Origin of the sequence: Pseudomonas sp. CBC3 (genome assembly GCF_037967085.1) — a bacterium.
Classification (GTDB): Bacteria; Pseudomonadota; Gammaproteobacteria; order Pseudomonadales; family Pseudomonadaceae; genus Stutzerimonas.
This window is the reverse complement of sequence record NZ_JBANEO010000002.1, coordinates 1,133,778-1,151,649: the sequence shown is the minus strand read 5'-3', so window position 1 is coordinate 1,151,649 and position 17,872 is coordinate 1,133,778. Positions and strand designations below refer to the sequence as shown.

Here is a 17,872-nt window from a genome sequence, read left to right as displayed (position 1 = left end):
TAGTTTTACTTCCTAAAACCAAACCGTCAACAACCCACACCTTCGACTGCCGTCGATTTATTTAAATATATATTGACGGAATTCAAATCCCATCAATACATTAGTCGCTAATTGAAAATCTTATGACTGGCCTATCAAACCCTTATGGCACGTGCGCTTGGCTGCTTAAAAAAAAAATAATTCCGACCCTGCCGAAATAACTAGTTAGATATATATTGGCAAATGTCTATAACCAAAGCGCGCAGGCAATCTTCGCTGATATGAGAAAATGCGCTAAAAATAGTTTTGAAGTTTCAATCAGCGTAGATTGTTTTTGCACTTATTCAGGACAAATTCCTGTAGCGCGAGCTAATTGATTGGTTTTCTGGACAGTTTCGGTGGAGTTGCAAACATTCAGGACACAATCATGATAATAGTTATAATCAACTTGGACAAAAGCCTGTAAAATGTGTCCGGAAAGCAAATCGACCGGCTGGAGAGCAAATGTGACGGGGCTTTAGGGTTTTGTCCTTAAATAACAACGGTCACACCCAATTTGGCGCTGCATTGCAAGGCGACGCCGTGGCCGGCAACGGCACTACCACATCGTAATTCGCCGTCCCAATCGGTCGGCCCTGTTCAATAGCCAGTGTGCCCCGCGTTCCCAATCAAATCTTGCCGAACACTCGAAACCGTCTGGGCAGCCTTGCCCTCAAGTGCTCCGCTTGAGCCGATTATCTGGCGGCAGACAGCTTGTCGACTGGGCCAGCACGTAACTTTTGCGCTTGGATATACGCTTCCTTAGATGGAGACAGGTGCCCGCGGCACAGCGAAACCAAAGCCTCTACGTCGCCACCTCGCAGTGCATTTATCAATTCCCAATGGTCTTGGCGTGAACGTTCGAGCTGGGACGGCATGGCGATGGTTGACGAGCGCATCGAATGGGCTCGCTGGGCATGGTTGCTGATGGCCTCGACGAGTACCGGGTTCTTCGCCAGGCTGAACAGCTCTCGGTGAAAGCGCACGTTCAGGCGAAAGAGCTGGCGCAGATCGCTACGTTCCACCGCATCATCATGGGCGTGTTGGATCGACAGCAGAGTCTGCAAGCGCTCTTCAGGGACCGGAAGCTGAATGAGGCGGACACAATAGGTTTCGAGCAGCTCACGGACCTCGTAGAGATGCTCGACCTCTTCGATCGTATAGGCCTTTACCAACGCGCCAATATTGCGTTTGCGTTCGACAAGCCCCATTTGCTCAAGCTCCGCAAGAGCGTTCCGTACCGCATGGCGCTTGAGTCCGAAGCGCGCCATCAGATCGTCTTCGACCAGGCGCTCGCGCGGGTGCAGCGTACCGAGCACAATTTCTTCTTCCAGCGTCTCGATTACTGACTGCGGACTGTTAGCCGCATCTGAAACCGGCGCTATCTGCGATTCATCCAAGGGCGTTTCCAGGTGCTATCGAACTTATCAGCAGGACTATAGAGGGATTCTGGTACTGCCTCAACGGGACGCGCCGCATGGGTTGCCACGATATTCATATCATGGCTAAATGCGTTCATTAGATTATTGATAATAATATCGACAAAGGTGAAATCCGATGGTGGACAAGAAAACAGACGACACCGTGGTCGTACCGACGGGCCTGCGCAAGGGGCTTACGAATTATGGGGATACCGGCTTCTCGCTCTTTTTGCGTAAGGCGTTCATCAAGGGCGCCGGCTATACGGACGATGCGCTGGACCGCACCATCGTCGGCATCATAAATACCGGTAGCGGTTACAACCCCTGTCATGGCAATGCACCGCAACTGATCGAGGCGGTTAAGCGCGGCGTGATGCTGGCCGGCGGACTCGCAATCGACTTCCCCACCATTTCCATCGGTGAAAGCTTTTCCACGCCGACCAGCATGTACTTGCGCAACCTGATGTCGATGGACACGGAAGAAATGATCCGTGCACAGCCCATGGACGCCGTGGTGCTCATTGGTGGATGCGACAAAACCGTACCCGCACAGCTGATGGGCGCCGCCTCGGCAAACATCCCCACCGTGCAACTGATCACCGGCTCCATGCTGACGGGCGGCCATCGTGGGGTACGCGTCGGTGCCTGTACCGATTGTCGACGTTACTGGGGACAGTACCGTGGCGAGGAGATCGACGAGGCTGAAATCGTCGAGGTCAATTCGAAGCTGGTTGCCAGCGTTGGAACTTGCTCGGTAATGGGGACCGCCAGCACCATGGCCTGTATCAGCGAGGCGCTGGGTATCGTGTTGCCCGGCGGAGCGACGCCACCGGCCGTTACCTCCGATCGCATGCGCATTGCCGAACTCACCGGCAAGCAGGCCGTCGAAATGGCCCGCAGCCAACTCACGCCCGACAAGATCCTCACGCCCAAGGCTTTCGAGAACGCCCTGCGCGTGCTGCTGGCCATCGGTGGCTCCACCAATGGCATCGTGCACCTGACCGCCATTGCCGGACGCATGGGCTATGACATCGACCTGGAGGCCTTCGATCGTATGAGCAGGGACACTCCGGTACTGGTCGACCTCAAACCGTCCGGCCAGCATTACATGGAAGACCTTCATCGCGCAGGCGGGCTGCAGACGGTGCTGCGCGAACTGCGTCCGTTGCTCCATCTCGACGCGCTCACCGTTACCGGTCGCACGTTAGGCGAAGAGCTCGATCAAGTGCCGGTCTTCAAGCAGGACGTGGTGCGCAGCGTGAAGGACCCGATCTATCCGGTCGGTGGCATCGCGTTTTTGCGCGGCAGCCTTGCGCCCGAAGGCGCCATCATCAAGCAGTCCGCCGCCGACGCGACGCTGATGGAGCACGAAGGCCGTGCAGTCGTGTTCGAAAACTCGGAGGATCTAGCCCGGCGCCTGGATGATCCCGACCTCGACGTAAACGCCGACGATGTGCTGGTGCTCAAGAATATCGGCCCAATTGGCGCGCCCGGCATGCCTGAAGCTGGCTACCTGCCCATTCCGAAAAAACTCGCGCGCGCTGGCGTCAAGGACATGGTGCGGATATCCGACGGTCGCATGAGTGGCACCGCTGCCGGGACCATCGTGCTGCATGTGACGCCGGAGGCTGCATTGGGTGGACCGCTGGCTCTGGTGCAGAGTGGCGATCGGATTCGTTTGAGCGTCTCCAAGCGCAGCATCGACTTGCTGGTAGCCGAGGATGAACTCGAGGGCCGGCGCGCAGCCCTTGTGCTGCCCAAACCCCAGAACGCCGAGCGCGGCTACCGCAAGCTCTTCTTCGAACAGATCACCCAGGCCGACAAAGGCTGCGATTTCGACTTCCTGCGTCCACCGACCATGCAAGGTCGGGTCCCCAGTGGTTCCAGCGACTGATTTCACTCAGCGCTTGCGCATGCGCCGGATGACCGGCGCGCTTTTACGCTCCTCACAATAACAATCGGAGTCCGAATGGAAAGTAATGCCCTGATACTGACGGTCACAGCGACGTCGATCGTCGCCCTGCTCTTTCTGATCGTCAAACTTAAATTCCAACCCTTCCTTGCGCTGATTCTGGTCAGTCTCGGCGCGGGCCTCGCCATTGGCATGGCGCCGCAAGACCTCCTCGCTTTCATCGTCAAGTCGATGGGCGGCACGCTGGGCTTCGTCGCGTTGATTATCGGACTCGGATCGATGTTCGGCGAGATGCTGCGCGTCTCGGGCGGCTCGGAGCGCTTAGCGCTGACCCTGATCGACAAATGCGGGGACCGCAGCGTTCCCTGGGCGTTGGGACTGGTCGGATTCCTCGTCTCCATCGCCGTGTTCATCGATGTGGCCATCGTCATCCTGGTGCCCCTGATCTACGGCATCGCACGCCGTACCGGCAAGTCCCTGCTCTATTACGGCATCCCGCTGTGCGCAGGGCTGAGCGTGACCCACACTTTTCTGCCGCCAACCCCCGGCCCGATCGCGACCGCCAGCATTCTGGGCGCCGACCTCGGTTGGGTCATCATCTGGGGCGTGATCGCCGGATTGCCAGCGATGGCCGTCGCGGGTCCCATGTTCGGCAAGTTCATTTCGAGCCGTATCTTCGTTCCGGTGCCTGAATACATGGTGACCGGGGAGAGCAAGTTCGATGACCCGAGCAAATTGCCGGCATTCAAAGGCGTGGTCCTCACCCTTCTGTTGCCGCTGGTGCTGATCCTCGGAAACACCTCGGCCGAGATGCTGCTGTCCGAAGGAAATCCGCTACGTGACATCTTGATGTTTATCGGCAACCCGATCATCGCCCTGCTGCTGACGACGCTGCTGACCTTTTGGATATTCGGACATAATCGCGGCTTTACGGCGGACCAGTTGCAGAAGATCGCTACCAAGGCGCTGGAGCCAGCCGGGATCATCATCCTGATCACCGGAGCGGGTGGTGTGTTCGGCAAGGTGCTGGTCGAATCAGGCGTCGGCAAGATCCTCGCCGATGCGATGCAGGACATGAACATGCCGCTCGTGCTGTTCGGCTTTGCAACGGCGGCGATCATGCGGATTTCCCAAGGGTCGGGTACCGTAGCGATGATCACTGGCGCAAGCCTGACGGCACCGGTGGCTCAGTTGCTTGGCGCAAGTCCGCAAATGCTGGCGCTGTGCACTATCGCCATTGCCTGTGGTGGCGCCGCCTTCTCGCACGTCAATGATTCAGGCTTCTGGATGGCCAACCGGTACTTCGGCATGAGCGTCTCCGACACGCTGAAATCCTGGACGGTGATGAAAACGATCGTCGGCCTGACCGGTCTCGCTATCTGCCTGCTGATCAGCCTGTTCATAACCTGACCCCCATCGGGCCTGGCCAACGGACCACAGGGAGCCCCGTCGCATGCGGGGCTTTCTTTTTTCGCGGCTCCGGAGGCTCGACGCACAAGCCCCTCCCCTGACTATCGGTGCTGCAGCACCACACTACGGATATCGTCGGCCAGCTGGCGTACCCGCTCTTCGCTGGTGTCCCAAGAGCACATGAAGCGTGCGCCGCCGACACCGATGAATGTGTAGAACATCCAGCCGCGGTTCCTCAACGCTTCTAGCGCCAACGGCGGAATGCTCACGAAGACACCATTTGCTTCGACGGGAAACATCAGCTCTACGCCCGGCACGTCGCTGATCAGTTTTGCGAGCAATTGGGCGCAGTGATTGGCGTGCTCGCCATATTTGATCCAGGCGTTGCTCTCCAGTAATCCAACCCATGGTGCGGACAGAAAGCGCATCTTGGATGCCAGCTGACCAGCTTGCTTGCAACGGTATTCGAAGTCTTCGGCCAGTTCCCGGTTGAAAAACAGGATCGCTTCGCCCACGGCCATGCCGTTTTTGGTACCACCGAAACAAAGCACGTCCACGCCCGATTTCCAGCTCAGCTCGGCGGGCGTCAGGTCGAGGAATGCACAGGCATTGGAAAACCGCGCGCCATCCATATGCAGATGCAGCCCAAGCTCCGTACAGGTATCGCTGATCGCACGGAGTTCGTCGGGCCGGTAGACGGTACCGATTTCAGTGGCTTGCGTAATGCTGATGACACGCGGCTTGGGGTAATGGATGTCCTTGCGCTTGAGCGCGACTTCGCGAATCGCCGCCGGGGTCAGCTTGCCCTCCTCGGTCCGCGCCACCAGCAATTTGGAGCCGTTGGAGAAGAATTCCGGCGCGCCGCATTCATCGGTTTCGATATGCGCGATATCTCCGCAGATGACGCTGTGATAGCTCTGGCACAAGGAAGACAGCGCCAGGGAGTTGGCCGCCGTGCCATTGAATGCGAAGAACACTTCGCAATCGGTTTCGAACAACTGGCGGAAATGGTCAGCGGCGCGCGCAGTCCACTGGTCATCACCGTAGGCCCGGTCGTGCCCCTGATTCGCTCTGGCCATGGCATCCCAGGCCTCAGGGCAGATGCCTGAATAATTGTCGCTGGCGAATTGCTGATTAGCGGTGGTCATTTAAGCCTCTTTTGGTTGCTGCCTCAGCGAGTGATCGGCAAGAAGATAACGGTGTAAAGCCCCAGAACCCCAAGCATGAAAACCGAAGCGCCCAGCCACAGGATCGAGGACGCATCGGCATGAATGCGTCCACTCTTCAGTGCGCTGGCGCTACGTGTATAGCGGCGTTGCTGCGTGGCCCAGATGTACAGCGCCGTGATCAGCGAAACCGCTAACAGCATGCCGACGAAGGCTCCGTGATAGGGCATCCAGCGCAGGAACAGCGCGCTGACGGCGATCATGGTGAGCAAGGTCCGCCCCCATGCCAGCGATGTGCGTTCCGGCTGCAGGCCGGGATCTTCGTGTAGCGGCGGACGTGGCGGTTTGGGTTTCAGGCTTCGACGAACGGATATGTGCATGGTCAACCACGAAGCGCGATGAAACTGATCAGGGTCAACGTGACGAGCGTGCCGCCGATCGACAGGATCGGGATCAGCAGCGGAAACGGCAGCGGCCTGTTGTGGCGCATGGCACGCTCGATGTTCAGCCAGCGGATACAAGCCGTCGAGCTGATGAACATGGCCAGCAACAGCAGTGAAATCGACAGGAGCTTGCGTAGCTCCAACGCAAATATGCTGCCGGCAAAGGCTTCGACTGCTACGCCGCCAGCCAGTAGCGCCAGCGAGGTGCGGATCCAGGCAAGAAAGGTTCGCTCGTTGGCCAGGGTGAACCGGGGGTCGGGCTCCCTTCCGCCGGATAGTAACCGGTGACTCCAGCGACTTCGTTCCATCAAGTGATGCGTCTCCGATGGGGGTTGGACCAGACTCATTCAAACAGAAACGTTACCGCCCTGCAGGTTCATTTGTGGCGATTTCACCGATGCGTCGGCACAGCGAAGGCGCGAGCTCTCATGCTACTGTGCGCCATCGAAAACCGCCCTGGAGAGACTCATGCTGCTTCGTCTGGTCACCGCTTTCGTTCTCGGCACCGCCACCCTGACGGCCATGGCAAACGACCCTGCTCACGCCCATCATGCAATGGCCGGCGCGCCTGCCGTTACGCAAGCATGGTCCCGCGCCATGCCGCCAAGCGCGCCAACCGGCGCCGTGTATTTCACGTTGCGTAATCCGGCCGATAAGCCGGATCGGCTTATCGGCGTGCAGACCCCCCTCGCGGAGAAAGCCGAACTGCATACTCATTTCCATGAAGGCGAGGTCATGCGTATGGAACGAATCGACGCGGTAGACCTACCTGCCGGTGGCGAAGTTGAGTTCAAGCCGGGCGGCAATCACGTCATGTTGTTCAAGCTGAGCGAACCGCTGGTAGCCGGCGAGGAGTTTCCTCTCACGCTGATATTCGAAAACGCTGGAGAGGTGGCCGTCGAGGTTAGCATTCAGCACCAGGCCCCGGAGTCGAACGACAACGGGCATATGCATCACTAAAGCCTTGGCGAGTCAGCGCGGCGGGTTTCGGTCCTGCCGCGTCCGTCGATAGAGTCACCCTCCTCTTTACCCATTAGAAATCGGCTGCAGTTGATTTGCTGCGCAATCCAACCATGCGGACGACGCAGCATCCCGATCAGAAACCCGTTGGCGTGCGCATGGTGACGAACTCTTCGGCTGCCGTCGGGTGGATGCCGACGGTATCGTCGAAGATGCGCTTGGTCGCGCCCGCCTTCAGTGCCACAGCCATGCCTTGCATGATTTCGCCCGCGTCCGGCCCGGCCATGTGGCAGCCCAGTACCTTGTCGGTGTCGGCATCGACCACCAACTTCATCAAGCTGCGCTCGAGGCTGCCGGTCATGGTCAGTTTCATCGGCCGGAAGCGACTCTCGAACAACGTTACCTTGTGGCCTTGCTCGCGTGCTTCTTCTTCGGTCAGCCCAACGGTCGCCATGTTCGGCAGGCTGAATACCGCCGTGGCGATGGTGTTGTAGTCGACCGGCCGGTATTCATCGGGCTTGAACAGTTGACGCGCCATCGCCATGCCTTCGGCAAGCGCGACGGGCGTCAGTTGGATTCGCCCGATCACGTCACCGATCGCCAGGATTGAGGGCGCTGAGGTCCTGAACTGCTCGTCAACCGCGATGAAACCCCGATCATCGAGCGCGACGTCGACGTTCTCCAATCCCAGTCCTTCGAGCATCGGCCGCCGCCCCGTGGCGTACAGGATGCAGTCCGCTTCAAGGGTACGCCCATCTTTCAGCGTGGCGAGCAGGCTGCCATCAGTCTGTTTGTCAATGCGCGCGATGTCGGCGTTGAACTGTAGGTCGATGTCCTTCTTGATCATCTCGTCCTTCAGGTGATCACGCAGCGAGCCATCGAAACCACGCAGGAACAGCTCGCCCCGGTACAGCAACTTGGTATCGGCGCCACAGCCATGGAAGATCGAGGCGAACTCGACGGCAATGTAGCCGCCCCCAACCACCAGCACGCGGCGCGGCAGTTCGTCGAGGTAGAAGGCTTCGTTGGAGGTGATGGCGTGCTCGCGGCCTGGAATCTCCGGCACGAAGGGCCAGCCGCCAGTCGCGACGAGGATATGTTCGGCGCGGTAGTGCCGGCCTTCGACTTCAACCGTATGGGCGTCGATCAGGCGTGCGTGCGCTTGCAGCAAGGTGACGCCACTGTCGGTCAGCAGGTTCTTGTAGATGCCGTTGAGTCGCTGGATTTCACGGTCCTTGTTGGCGATCAGGGTTTTCCAGTCGAAGGTCGCACCATCGATCGTCCAGCCATAGCCTTGGGCCTGACCGATGTCTTCGGCATAGTGGGCTCCGTAGACCAGCAGTTTCTTCGGTACGCAGCCGACGTTTACGCAGGTGCCGCCCAGATAACGGCTTTCGGCGACCGCGACGCGGGCACCGTAGCTGGCAGCGAAACGTGCCGCGCGGACGCCGCCGGACCCTGCGCCGATGACGAAAAGATCGAAGTCGTAAGCCATGAACTGTTGTCTCCCTTGTAGAACGGACAGCATAACCCAGGCTGTTGGCCTGATTCACCGGAGGTCTGCCGCATGCGCCCTACCCTGACCCATCTCGCACTGCATGTTCCCGATCTGGATGCCTGCATCGCGTTCTATGCGCAGTTCTGCGGTATGCACGTGTTCCACGAACGCGCCGGAAAAGGGTCGCGCATCGTTTGGATGGCTGAGCCTGGAAAGGAGCGCGAATTCATCTTCGTGATCATGCCGGGAGGCCAGAACCGTAAGCTGGCTGAAGATGATTACAGCCATTTCGGCTTCGCGCTGGCGAGTCGCGCCGAGGTCGAGACGATTGCGGAGCGCGCCAGGCAGGCCGGATGCCTGATCTGGGAGCCGCGTGACGAGCCCTATCCGGTCGGTTATTACTGCGGTGTTCGTGATCCGGCTGGCAACTATGTCGAATTCAGCTATGGCCAGCCATTGGGTCCGGGCGCCGAGGATTTGCCGGCGCCGTGAAACACAAAGGCCACCCGAAGGTGGCCTTGTTGCATGGCGTAGGTCAGAACGCCTTGCCGGTGAGGTAGAAGTTCTCGTAGCAGAAGTTGGTCGCCGCGATATAACCCTCTGCACTACCGCAATCAAAACGCTGACCCTTGAACTTGTATGCCAGCACGCAGCCATCCTGAGCCTGACGCATCAAGGCGTCGGTGATCTGGATTTCGCCGCCCTTGCCCGGCTCGGTCTGCTCGATCAGGTTGAAGATGTCCGGGGTCAGGATGTAACGGCCGATGATCGCCAGGTTGGACGGCGCGTCTTCCGGCTTGGGTTTCTCGACCATGTGGCTGACACGGAAGATGTCGTCGCGGATCATCTCGCCGGCGATGACGCCATATTTGCTGGTTTCTTCCGGCGGCACTTCCTGGATGGCAACGATCGAGCAGCGGAACTGGTTGTACAGCTTGACCATCTGCGCCAACACCGGATCGCCATCGAGGTTGATGCACAGGTCGTCCGCGAGGACCACTGCGAAGGGCTCGTCGCCGATGAGCGGACGGCCGCTGAGAATGGCGTGGCCAAGCCCCTTCATTTCCACCTGACGGGTGTATGAAAAGCTGCATTCGTCGATCAGTTTACGAATGCCGACCAGGTATTTTTCCTTGTCGGTGTTGCGGATCTGATGCTCAAGTTCGTAGCTGATATCGAAGTGGTCTTCCAGGGAGCGTTTGCCACGGCCGGTAACGATCGCGATCTGGCTGAGCCCGGCTGCCAGTGCCTCTTCTACCCCGTACTGAATCAGAGGTTTGTTCACTACCGGCAACATCTCCTTGGGCATGGCCTTGGTCGCAGGAAGGAAGCGCGTGCCATATCCGGCCGCAGGAAAAAGGCATTTCTTGATCATGTGAGTCCTTGAGAAGATTGTTCCGGTTGATGCACTGCGCCTGGATCGGTCAACAGCCATACCCTGCACGTCCTGCCGCCAGCGGCTGACTAGAGGCTACGACCACCGAAACGGCGAGGGGTTCGCACATTTTCTGAGCCAATTCGAGGCCACGTTAGCAATCAAGCGACCGGCGGTTATTGACCTACGCACCGACATAGCTTGATCGGTGCTGAGCCGCTTGCCAAGTGGGCGTGCGAGATCGGCATGAGCGGACCCTCGCGTCCGAGTTGTTGCACAGCGTGATGACATCGATGCGACGCTGGCAGAGAAAAATCGACCGCAACATCACAATGTTGAAGCCGGACTTCAGCCCCGCTTGTGCCGCCTTCTTGATCTGGGACAGCCGACTCGTGAACTAGAATCGGGATAATCGTCGCCATGAAGTCGCGGGCCGTCGACAGCGACCCGTCCGACCACTCCCCTATCAACCGCAAGGTGAGAGCAGACATGGACCAAACGCCGAGCTTTAACCGCGCCCTGGTCGAGAAGTATGACCGTCCGGGGCCTCGCTATACCTCCTACCCCACCGCGCCGCAGTTCCATCAGGCTTTCGCCATGGACGACTACCGCAGCGCCGCGACGGAAACCAACGAGGCCGTGACGCCCAAGCCGCTGTCGGTGTATATCCATATTCCGTTCTGCAAGAGCCTTTGCTACTACTGCGCCTGCAACAAGATCATCACTCACAAGACCGATCGGGCCGTCGAGTACCTGGACTACCTCAAGCGTGAAATAAAGATGCAGGCCGCGCTGTTCGATCGCTCGCGCAAGTTGACCCAGTTGCATCTGGGCGGTGGCACGCCGACCTACCTCACCAGCGAACAGCTGGCGGACCTGATGGCCGCGCTGCACGATGCTTTCAACATGGACGACAGCGACGATCACGAGTTTTCGCTGGAAGTCGATCCGCGCACCGTCACCCCAGCGCAGATTCATCAACTGCGCGCGCTGGGCTTCAACCGCCTGAGCTTCGGCGTGCAGGACTTCGACGAGCAGGTGCAGATCGCCGTCAACCGTATCCAGACCGAAGAGCAGACCCGCGAGTTGGTCCAGGCTGCCCGAGACGCGAACTTCAAATCGATCAGCGTTGACCTGATCTACGGTCTGCCATTGCAGACGGTGGACAGCTTCAACACCACGCTGAACAAGATCATCGACATCCGCCCCGACCGGATCGCCGCTTACAGCTACGCGCATTTGCCTGACCTGGTTCGCGCGCAGAAGCTGATTCGCCCTGGAGATATGCCGCCGCCGGAACGCAAGCTGGAGTTGCTGGAGCTGACCATCAAGCGCCTGACCGATGCTGGGTACGTCTATATCGGCATGGATCATTTCTCCCTGCCGGAGGACGAGCTGACCCTCGCCCGTGCCAACGGCACGCTACAGCGCAACTTCCAGGGGTACTCGACTCATGCCGACTGCGATCTGATCGGCCTCGGCATTTCCTCCATCGGCAAGGTCGGCGACAGCTACAGCCAGAACGTGAAAGAACTGTCGCAGTACTACGCGCGTTTGAACGAAGGGATGCTGCCGGTGCACCGCGGCTACAAACTGAGCGAGGACGATCGCCTGCGCCGCGACGTGATCATCTCGTTGATGTGCCACGGCCGCATCGACTTCGCCGAGATGGAGAGGCGCTACGGCATCGTCTTCCGCGATTATTTCACCGACTCGCTGGCCAAACTCGATGAGCACGTCGCTGACGGCCTGGTCGAAATCCGTGACGATGCCGTGGTGCTGTTGCCTCAGGGCCACCTGATGATGCGCAATGTGGCGATGGCCTTCGACGCCTACTTGGGCGGTGAACAGCGGGGACGGTTCTCGCGTACCGTCTGACGCTTGGCTCGCGCCTCCTGCATCAAACACAGGAGGCCCACCTCCGCGATACCCCCGCGCTATCCATGCACGCCATGATTGAACCACTGATCGTCCCGGCGTTGCCAAACCCAACGACAACTGTATAAATACCCAGCTCGACGGGCGATGTTGCCCGCGCCTACCGAACCGGACGTTCGATGCGCCAGGCCCTAGAAAACCCCTTCTATTACCTCGACAATTTCTGCCAGGTACTCGCCTGGGTCGGCGAGCGCCACGGTGATTTGCTGGACGACGACGAACGCGCGTTCCTTGATCGCTTTCCACAGATTCCTCAAGCCTCGCAAGCCCTGCTGGTGCGCATGGTGATGCGTAAAGGCACGCTGTTTCGCGCCAGCAAATTGCGCTACGAGGAGATCGGTTGTCCGTTGCAGGCTTCGGCTGTGCTGATCGAGCACGGCTGGATCGAGGCTAACCCGGTGCTGGATCTCGTCCAGCTGTTCGGCCTGCTGAAGAAAGATGAATTGCTGCGCGTGTTCGGCGGCGCCGCCAACGGCCAGCGCAAGGGCGATCTGCTCCAGGCCTTGCTGGCTGAACATGAGCAGGCAAAATCCTTCGCCAGCTGGTGCGAAATGCTCGGTGATGCGGCGTTCGGCCTGGCCATCGGCGACCTGTGCGACCGGCTGCGGCTGATGTTCTTCGGCAATATTCATCAGGACTGGTCCGAATTCGTGCTTGCCGATCTGGGCATCTTCCGTTACGAGCAGGTCGCCTTCTCCCCGGCTTCCCGTGCCTTCCACGCGCGCTCCGAGGTGGACGCCTACCTGCATCTGCATCGCTGCCGCGAACGTTTCGATGCTGGTGAAGCGGTCGAAACCGTGCTGCTGGATATCCCAGCGACGCCATACGCCAACGACTGGCTGGAGAATCGCCGCGGCAAATTGCTGCTGAACCTGGCTCGGCAATACGAGCGCAACGGCGACTTGTCCCGGGCGTTACAGTTGCACGCCGCCAACCGCTACCCCGGTGCACGCGAGCGAGCGATCCGCGTGCTGGAACGTTGCGATCAGCCGGAAGCAGCTTTGCAACTGGCTCTGGCCGCCCAGGCTGCGCCTGAAAGCGAGCACGAAGCCCAGCAGCTGCAACGCATCCTGCCGCGTCTGCGACGCGTCCTGGGTGAACCCGCCGCGCGCCGCGCCAGCATTGCCCAGCCGGAACGAATCGACCTGATCTTGCCCAGGTCGAACGGAATGAGTGTCGAGCACGCGGTGCGCGAACACCTGACACGCGACGATGCGCCCGTCTACTACGTGGAAAACGCGCTGATCAATTCGCTGCTGGGCCTGCTCTGCTGGGAAGCGATTTTCGCGCCCGTGCCCGGGGCTTTCTTTCACCCCTTCCACGCCGGACCGGCAGACCTCGCTCGATCCGATTTTCATGCCCGCCGCGCCGAGTTGTTCAGCGAATGCCTGAGCAAGCTCGGCACGGACGAATACCGCGACTGCATACGTCGGATGTATCAGCAGAAGTTCGGCCTGCAGTCGCAATTCGTCAGCTGGGGGCTGTTCGACGACACGCTGCTGGACGTGGCGCTCGACTGCATCCCGGCCGAGCATCTGCGCGCCTTTTTCCAGCGCATCCTGCAGGACGTGCCCAGCCACCGCAGCGGGCTACCGGATCTCGTTCAGTTTTGGCCCGGCGAACGGCGCTACCGGCTGATAGAAGTAAAAGGCCCCGGCGACCGCCTGCAGGACAACCAGAAACGCTGGATCGATTTTGCGTTGCGTCACGCCGTGCCGATTGCCGTCTGCTATGTGCAATGGGCCGAGGGCGACCGTTGAGCTATCGAGTCGCGGTCCGCGCGTTGTGTGAATTTACCGCCAAGACGGGTGATCTGGACCTTCGTTTCACGCCCTCTCCCACCGCGCTGGAAGGGATCGCCGGGCATGCCACGGTGACCGCTCGCCGAGCAGAGGGATACGAGCGCGAAGTGGCGTTGGAGGGGACATACGTGGATTTGCTGGTTCGTGGTCGCGCCGATGGTTACGACCCGGCGAAGAATCAGCTCGAGGAAATCAAGACCTACCGCGGCGACCTCTCGCGCCAGCCCGCCAACCATCGCCAGTTGCATTGGGCGCAGGCCAAGATCTACGGCTGGCTGTTGTGTGCGTCACGGGAGTTGATCTCGCTGAATGTAGCGCTCGTGTACTTCGATGTGGTGAGCCAGAAGGAAACGCTGCTGGTCGAAACCTACAGCGCGACGCAGCTGCAGGCGTTTTTCGAAACCCAGTGTCAGCGTTTCATCGCTTGGGCCGAGCAGGAACTGGCTCATCGACGTGAACGGGACCAGGCACTGACCGAACTGAAGTTCCCCTATGTCGAGTTCCGCCATGGTCAGCGGCAACTGGCCGAAGCAGTGTACAAGGCGGCCTGCACCGGCACGCATCTCATGGCGCAGGCGCCGACGGGCATCGGCAAGACGCTCGCCACGCTGTTTCCGCAGCTAAAGGCGTTCCCCGGTCAGCAGTTGGACAAGCTGTTCTTTCTTGCGGCCAAGACTTCTGGACGGCAATTGGCGCTGGATGCGCTGAACAGCCTGACGACCGACGCGGGGCCCTTGCGGATATTGGAACTGACTGCGCGCGACAAGGCCTGCGAGCACCCGGACAAGGCTTGTCACGGCGAGTCCTGCCCGCTTGCTCGTGGATTCTATGATCGCCTCCCGGCGGCGCGTGCCGAGGCGATGACGTATCCGATGCTCGACCAGAAAGCATTGCGCGAGACAGCGCTGCGCCATCAGATATGTCCTTATTACCTCAGCCAGGAATTGGCCCGATGGGCCGATGTGGTGGTGGGCGATTACAACTATTACTTCGACATGAGCGCCCTGCTCCACAGCCTGACGCTGGTCAATCAATGGCACATCAGCGTGCTGGTGGACGAGGCTCACAATCTGTTGGAACGCGGCCGGAGTATGTACACCGCAGAGCTGGATATCAGGCACTTCAAGGGTTTACGAAAAACAGCTCCCGCACCGCTGAAGAAGCCGATCGAGCGAATCCTACGCAGCTGGGGCGACGTGCACCGTCCGCAAATCGATACTTATGAGGTGCAGCCGGAACTGCCGCAAAAACTCATCGGCGCGCTGCAACAGGCTATCAGTGCGATCACCGATTACCTCGGCGAACAACCGGCTGGCATCGATCCCGCCTTGCAGAGTGCGTATTTCGACGCGATGCACTTCTGTCGCCTGGCCGAGTCGTTCGGGCCACATTCGCTTTTCGACTGCACGCTGCTGCCACAACGCAGCGTTCATGGTAGCCGAAGCTCGATTCTCTGCATCCGCAACCTATTACCGGCGCCTTTTCTCGGCCCGCGTTTTCGAGAGGCACGTTCCTGCGTGCTGTTTTCGGCCACGCTCAACCCGAGGCCGTTCTATTCCGACACCTTGGGGTTGCCGCCGAATCATGTCTGGATCGATGTCGAATCGCCCTTTCGAGCCGAGCAGCTGGAAGTGCGCCTGGCGCGCCATATCTCCACCCGCTATCAGGACCGCGCCGCCTCGCTGCAGGCCATCGTCGATCTGCTCGCGCAGCAGTATCACCAGCGCCCCGGCAACTACCTGGCGTTCTTCAGCAGTTTCGATTACCTGCAACAAGTGACCAGGCTGCTGGCGGCGCAGCATCCGAATCTGCCGTTCTGGGAACAGACGCGCGGCATGCCTGAAACGGCTCGCAGCGCCTTTCTTGGGCGCTTCACCGAGGAGAGTTGCGGCATCGGTTTTGCGGTTCTGGGCGGTGCCTTCGCCGAGGGTATCGATTTGCCTGGGAACAGGTTGATTGGCGCCTTCATCGCGACGCTAGGCCTGCCGCAGGTCAACCCGGTGAATGAGCAGATGAAGGCTCGAATGGATGAACTGTTTGGCGCCGGCTACGACTACACCTACCTCTACCCCGGCTTGCAGAAGGTCGTACAAGCTGCGGGCCGAGTCATCCGTACCACCGACGACCAAGGCGTCGTCCATCTAATTGATGACCGCTTTGCACGTCCAAACGTCAGACAACTTCTGCCCGGTTGGTGGAACGCTATTTCTTGATGTCCTTTAGATTTAGATCCCTTCACGGCGCGTCCAGACCGCAAGGACAGCGCTGCGCCTACCCCTGCAGCTTAATAAGCCTCGCTTAGACAAAAGTCTCACGCCTTACATTTCTTTACAGATTGCATTGACAAGCATTCGGCTGTCGCCATAATTCGACATGTCATATGACGACTGATAACAGATATGCGTCAAGACATGCGCCGCCTGCGTGCGGTCGCGCTACACCCCGTCTCGCCTATCGCCGTACGGCTAAGCGGGACGGATACATCAAAAAAGGGAGCACAACAACAATGACCCCACGCAATCCATTGTCCGCCGCCGTTTTCGCGGGCACGCTGTCGCTGGCGCTTGGCATACCCGCTGCTGCTCACGCAGCGGAAGGCTTTGTCGAAGGCAGCAAAGTCACCTTGAACGCACGTAACTTCTACATCAACCGCAACTTCGTCGATCCAGCCTATAACGGTGGTCAGAACAAGGCCGAAGAATGGACGCAGAGCTTCATTCTCAACGTTCAGTCCGGCTATACGCCCGGTCCGATCGGCTTTGGCGTCGATGCGCTGGCCATGCTGTCGGTCAAGCTGGATGGCGGCGGCGGCACTTACGGAACGGCCCTGCTGCCGACGCACGGCACGGGCGATGATCGTCACCCCGCCGATGATTTCGGCCGCATCGCCGTAGCTGCGAAAGCCAAAATCTCGGAAACCGAAATCCGCGTCGGTGAATGGCAGGTAGTTGTACCGGTACTGCGCGCGGATGACGGGCGTTCGCTGCCGCAGACATTCGAGGGCGGCATGATCACTTCCAAGGAGATCAGCAACCTGACGCTGTACGGCGGCCAGATGCGCCAGAACAGCACCCGTGACGACGCCAGCATGGAAGACATGGTCTTCGGCGGCGCGAGTTCGGATCGCTTCAACTTCGCCGGTGGCGAATACGCCTTCACCGACCAGACCAAGGTTGGCCTGTGGCATGCCCGCCTCGAAGACATCTACCAGCAGAGCTACGTCCAGCTGCTGCACACCCAGCCTATCAGTGACAACCTCGCCTTCACGGCGAATCTCGGCTACTTCACCGGCAAGGATGAAGGTAGCGCGCTGGCCGGCGACCTGGACAACAAGACCTATTCCGGTCTGTTCGGCCTGCAAACCGGTGCCCATACCTTCTACGTCGGTTTGCAGAAAGTCAGCGGTGATCAGTGGATGCGCGTCAACGGTACCAGCGGCGCCTCGCTGGCCAACGACAGCTTCAACTCCGCCTACGACGCCGCCGATGAGCGTTCCTGGCAGCTGCGCCATGACTACAACTTCGCAGGTGTTGGTGTTCCTGGGCTAACCCTGATGAACCGCTACATCAGCGGTGACAACATCACTACCGCAAGCGGTGACGAAGGCAAGGAATGGGGCCGCGAGTCCGAACTGGCTTACACCGTGCAAAGTGGTGCGTTCAAGAACCTGAACATCAAGTGGCGTAACTCCAGCATGCGTCGGGACAACTCGTTCAGCAACAACGAGTTCGACGAGAATCGTCTGATCTTCAACTATCCGATTTCGATCCTGTAAGCATCATTCACCACGCTGGACGCAACACTCCTCGCTCCTGTTGCGGAAACTTTGCCCGTCCTTGTGACGGGCTTTTTTCGTCCCGCGAACGAGCATGTGCGGGCGGCTGTGCGAGGCGGAGACAGTGATGGATTGCACCCATCCTACGAAGCGG

General features: G+C 59.4%; 14 protein-coding genes. 8 read left to right on the top strand and 6 right to left on the bottom strand.

The features are described 5' to 3' along the window. Nucleotides 1–713 precede the first annotated feature (713 nt). Nucleotides 714–1,418 carry a GntR family transcriptional regulator gene (locus tag V6943_RS12430; RefSeq protein WP_340553653.1) on the bottom strand — a complete coding sequence of 235 codons (705 nt, stop codon included), beginning with the start codon at nucleotides 1,416–1,418 and terminating at the stop codon, nucleotides 714–716. Between the two features lie 157 nt (nucleotides 1,419–1,575). On the opposite strand from V6943_RS12430, the gene V6943_RS12425 reads away from it, so the two are divergent. Together V6943_RS12425 and V6943_RS12420 are read left to right on the top strand one after the other, a co-directional pair. Next, nucleotides 1,576–3,333 (top strand): IlvD/Edd family dehydratase, encoded by a 1,758-nt coding sequence (locus tag V6943_RS12425; RefSeq protein WP_340553652.1) that lies wholly within the window; start codon nucleotides 1,576–1,578, stop codon nucleotides 3,331–3,333. Between the two features lie 75 nt (nucleotides 3,334–3,408). After that, on the top strand, nucleotides 3,409–4,761 hold the full coding sequence (locus V6943_RS12420) for a GntT/GntP/DsdX family permease (RefSeq protein WP_131648776.1): 1,353 nt from the start codon (nucleotides 3,409–3,411) through the stop codon (nucleotides 4,759–4,761). Between the two features lie 101 nt (nucleotides 4,762–4,862). Here the strand turns inward: V6943_RS12420 and V6943_RS12415 are convergent, their stop codons facing one another. The 3 genes from V6943_RS12415 to V6943_RS12405 are packed head-to-tail and all read right to left on the bottom strand — an operon-like array spanning nucleotide 4,863 to nucleotide 6,678. Beyond that, nucleotides 4,863–5,909, bottom strand: a complete 1,047-nt coding sequence (locus V6943_RS12415; RefSeq protein WP_340553649.1) for a threonine aldolase family protein — start codon at nucleotides 5,907–5,909, stop codon at nucleotides 4,863–4,865. A 23-nt stretch (nucleotides 5,910–5,932) separates the two neighbouring features. Beyond that, nucleotides 5,933–6,307: a DUF202 domain-containing protein gene (locus V6943_RS12410; protein ID WP_340553648.1), complete on the bottom strand. Its 375-nt coding sequence runs from the start codon at nucleotides 6,305–6,307 to the stop codon at nucleotides 5,933–5,935. Between the two features lie 2 nt (nucleotides 6,308–6,309). Beyond that, the gene (locus V6943_RS12405; protein ID WP_181103558.1) at nucleotides 6,310–6,678 is read right to left on the bottom strand and encodes a YidH family protein; all 369 of its coding nucleotides are present in this window, start codon (nucleotides 6,676–6,678) and stop codon (nucleotides 6,310–6,312) included. A gap of 160 nt (nucleotides 6,679–6,838) precedes the next feature. Here V6943_RS12405 and V6943_RS12400 point away from each other — a divergent pair, with 160 nt between their 5' ends. After that, nucleotides 6,839–7,330, top strand: a complete 492-nt coding sequence (locus tag V6943_RS12400; protein ID WP_340553646.1) for a copper chaperone PCu(A)C — start codon at nucleotides 6,839–6,841, stop codon at nucleotides 7,328–7,330. Between the two features lie 136 nt (nucleotides 7,331–7,466). Here V6943_RS12400 and gorA read toward each other — a convergent pair whose 3' ends face one another. After that, nucleotides 7,467–8,825 (bottom strand): glutathione-disulfide reductase, encoded by a 1,359-nt coding sequence (gorA, locus tag V6943_RS12395; RefSeq protein ID WP_340553645.1) that lies wholly within the window; start codon nucleotides 8,823–8,825, stop codon nucleotides 7,467–7,469. A gap of 72 nt (nucleotides 8,826–8,897) precedes the next feature. Here gorA and V6943_RS12390 point away from each other — a divergent pair, with 72 nt between their 5' ends. Next, a complete protein-coding gene (locus V6943_RS12390) occupies nucleotides 8,898–9,320 on the top strand; it encodes a VOC family protein (protein WP_340553644.1) in 423 nt (140 codons plus the stop codon). A gap of 43 nt (nucleotides 9,321–9,363) precedes the next feature. Here the strand turns inward: V6943_RS12390 and galU are convergent, their stop codons facing one another. Continuing rightward, nucleotides 9,364–10,203, bottom strand: a complete 840-nt coding sequence (gene galU / locus V6943_RS12385; protein ID WP_131648769.1) for a UTP--glucose-1-phosphate uridylyltransferase GalU — start codon at nucleotides 10,201–10,203, stop codon at nucleotides 9,364–9,366. Between the two features lie 489 nt (nucleotides 10,204–10,692). Between galU and hemN the strand changes: the two genes are divergently transcribed. The 4 genes from hemN to V6943_RS12365 all read left to right on the top strand — a co-directional run bounded on the left by hemN (nucleotide 10,693) and on the right by V6943_RS12365 (nucleotide 17,718). Further along, on the top strand, nucleotides 10,693–12,081 hold the full coding sequence (gene hemN, locus V6943_RS12380; RefSeq protein WP_340553744.1) for an oxygen-independent coproporphyrinogen III oxidase: 1,389 nt from the start codon (nucleotides 10,693–10,695) through the stop codon (nucleotides 12,079–12,081). A 179-nt stretch (nucleotides 12,082–12,260) separates the two neighbouring features. Next, nucleotides 12,261–13,901 (top strand): VRR-NUC domain-containing protein, encoded by a 1,641-nt coding sequence (locus V6943_RS12375; protein ID WP_340553642.1) that lies wholly within the window; start codon nucleotides 12,261–12,263, stop codon nucleotides 13,899–13,901. Further along, the gene (locus tag V6943_RS12370) at nucleotides 13,898–16,156 is read left to right on the top strand and encodes an ATP-dependent DNA helicase (protein WP_340553640.1); all 2,259 of its coding nucleotides are present in this window, start codon (nucleotides 13,898–13,900) and stop codon (nucleotides 16,154–16,156) included. The genes V6943_RS12375 and V6943_RS12370 overlap by 4 nt, the downstream gene beginning before the upstream one ends. A gap of 293 nt (nucleotides 16,157–16,449) precedes the next feature. After that, the gene (locus tag V6943_RS12365) at nucleotides 16,450–17,718 is read left to right on the top strand and encodes an OprD family porin (RefSeq protein WP_131648765.1); all 1,269 of its coding nucleotides are present in this window, start codon (nucleotides 16,450–16,452) and stop codon (nucleotides 17,716–17,718) included. Nucleotides 17,719–17,872 lie beyond the last annotated feature (154 nt).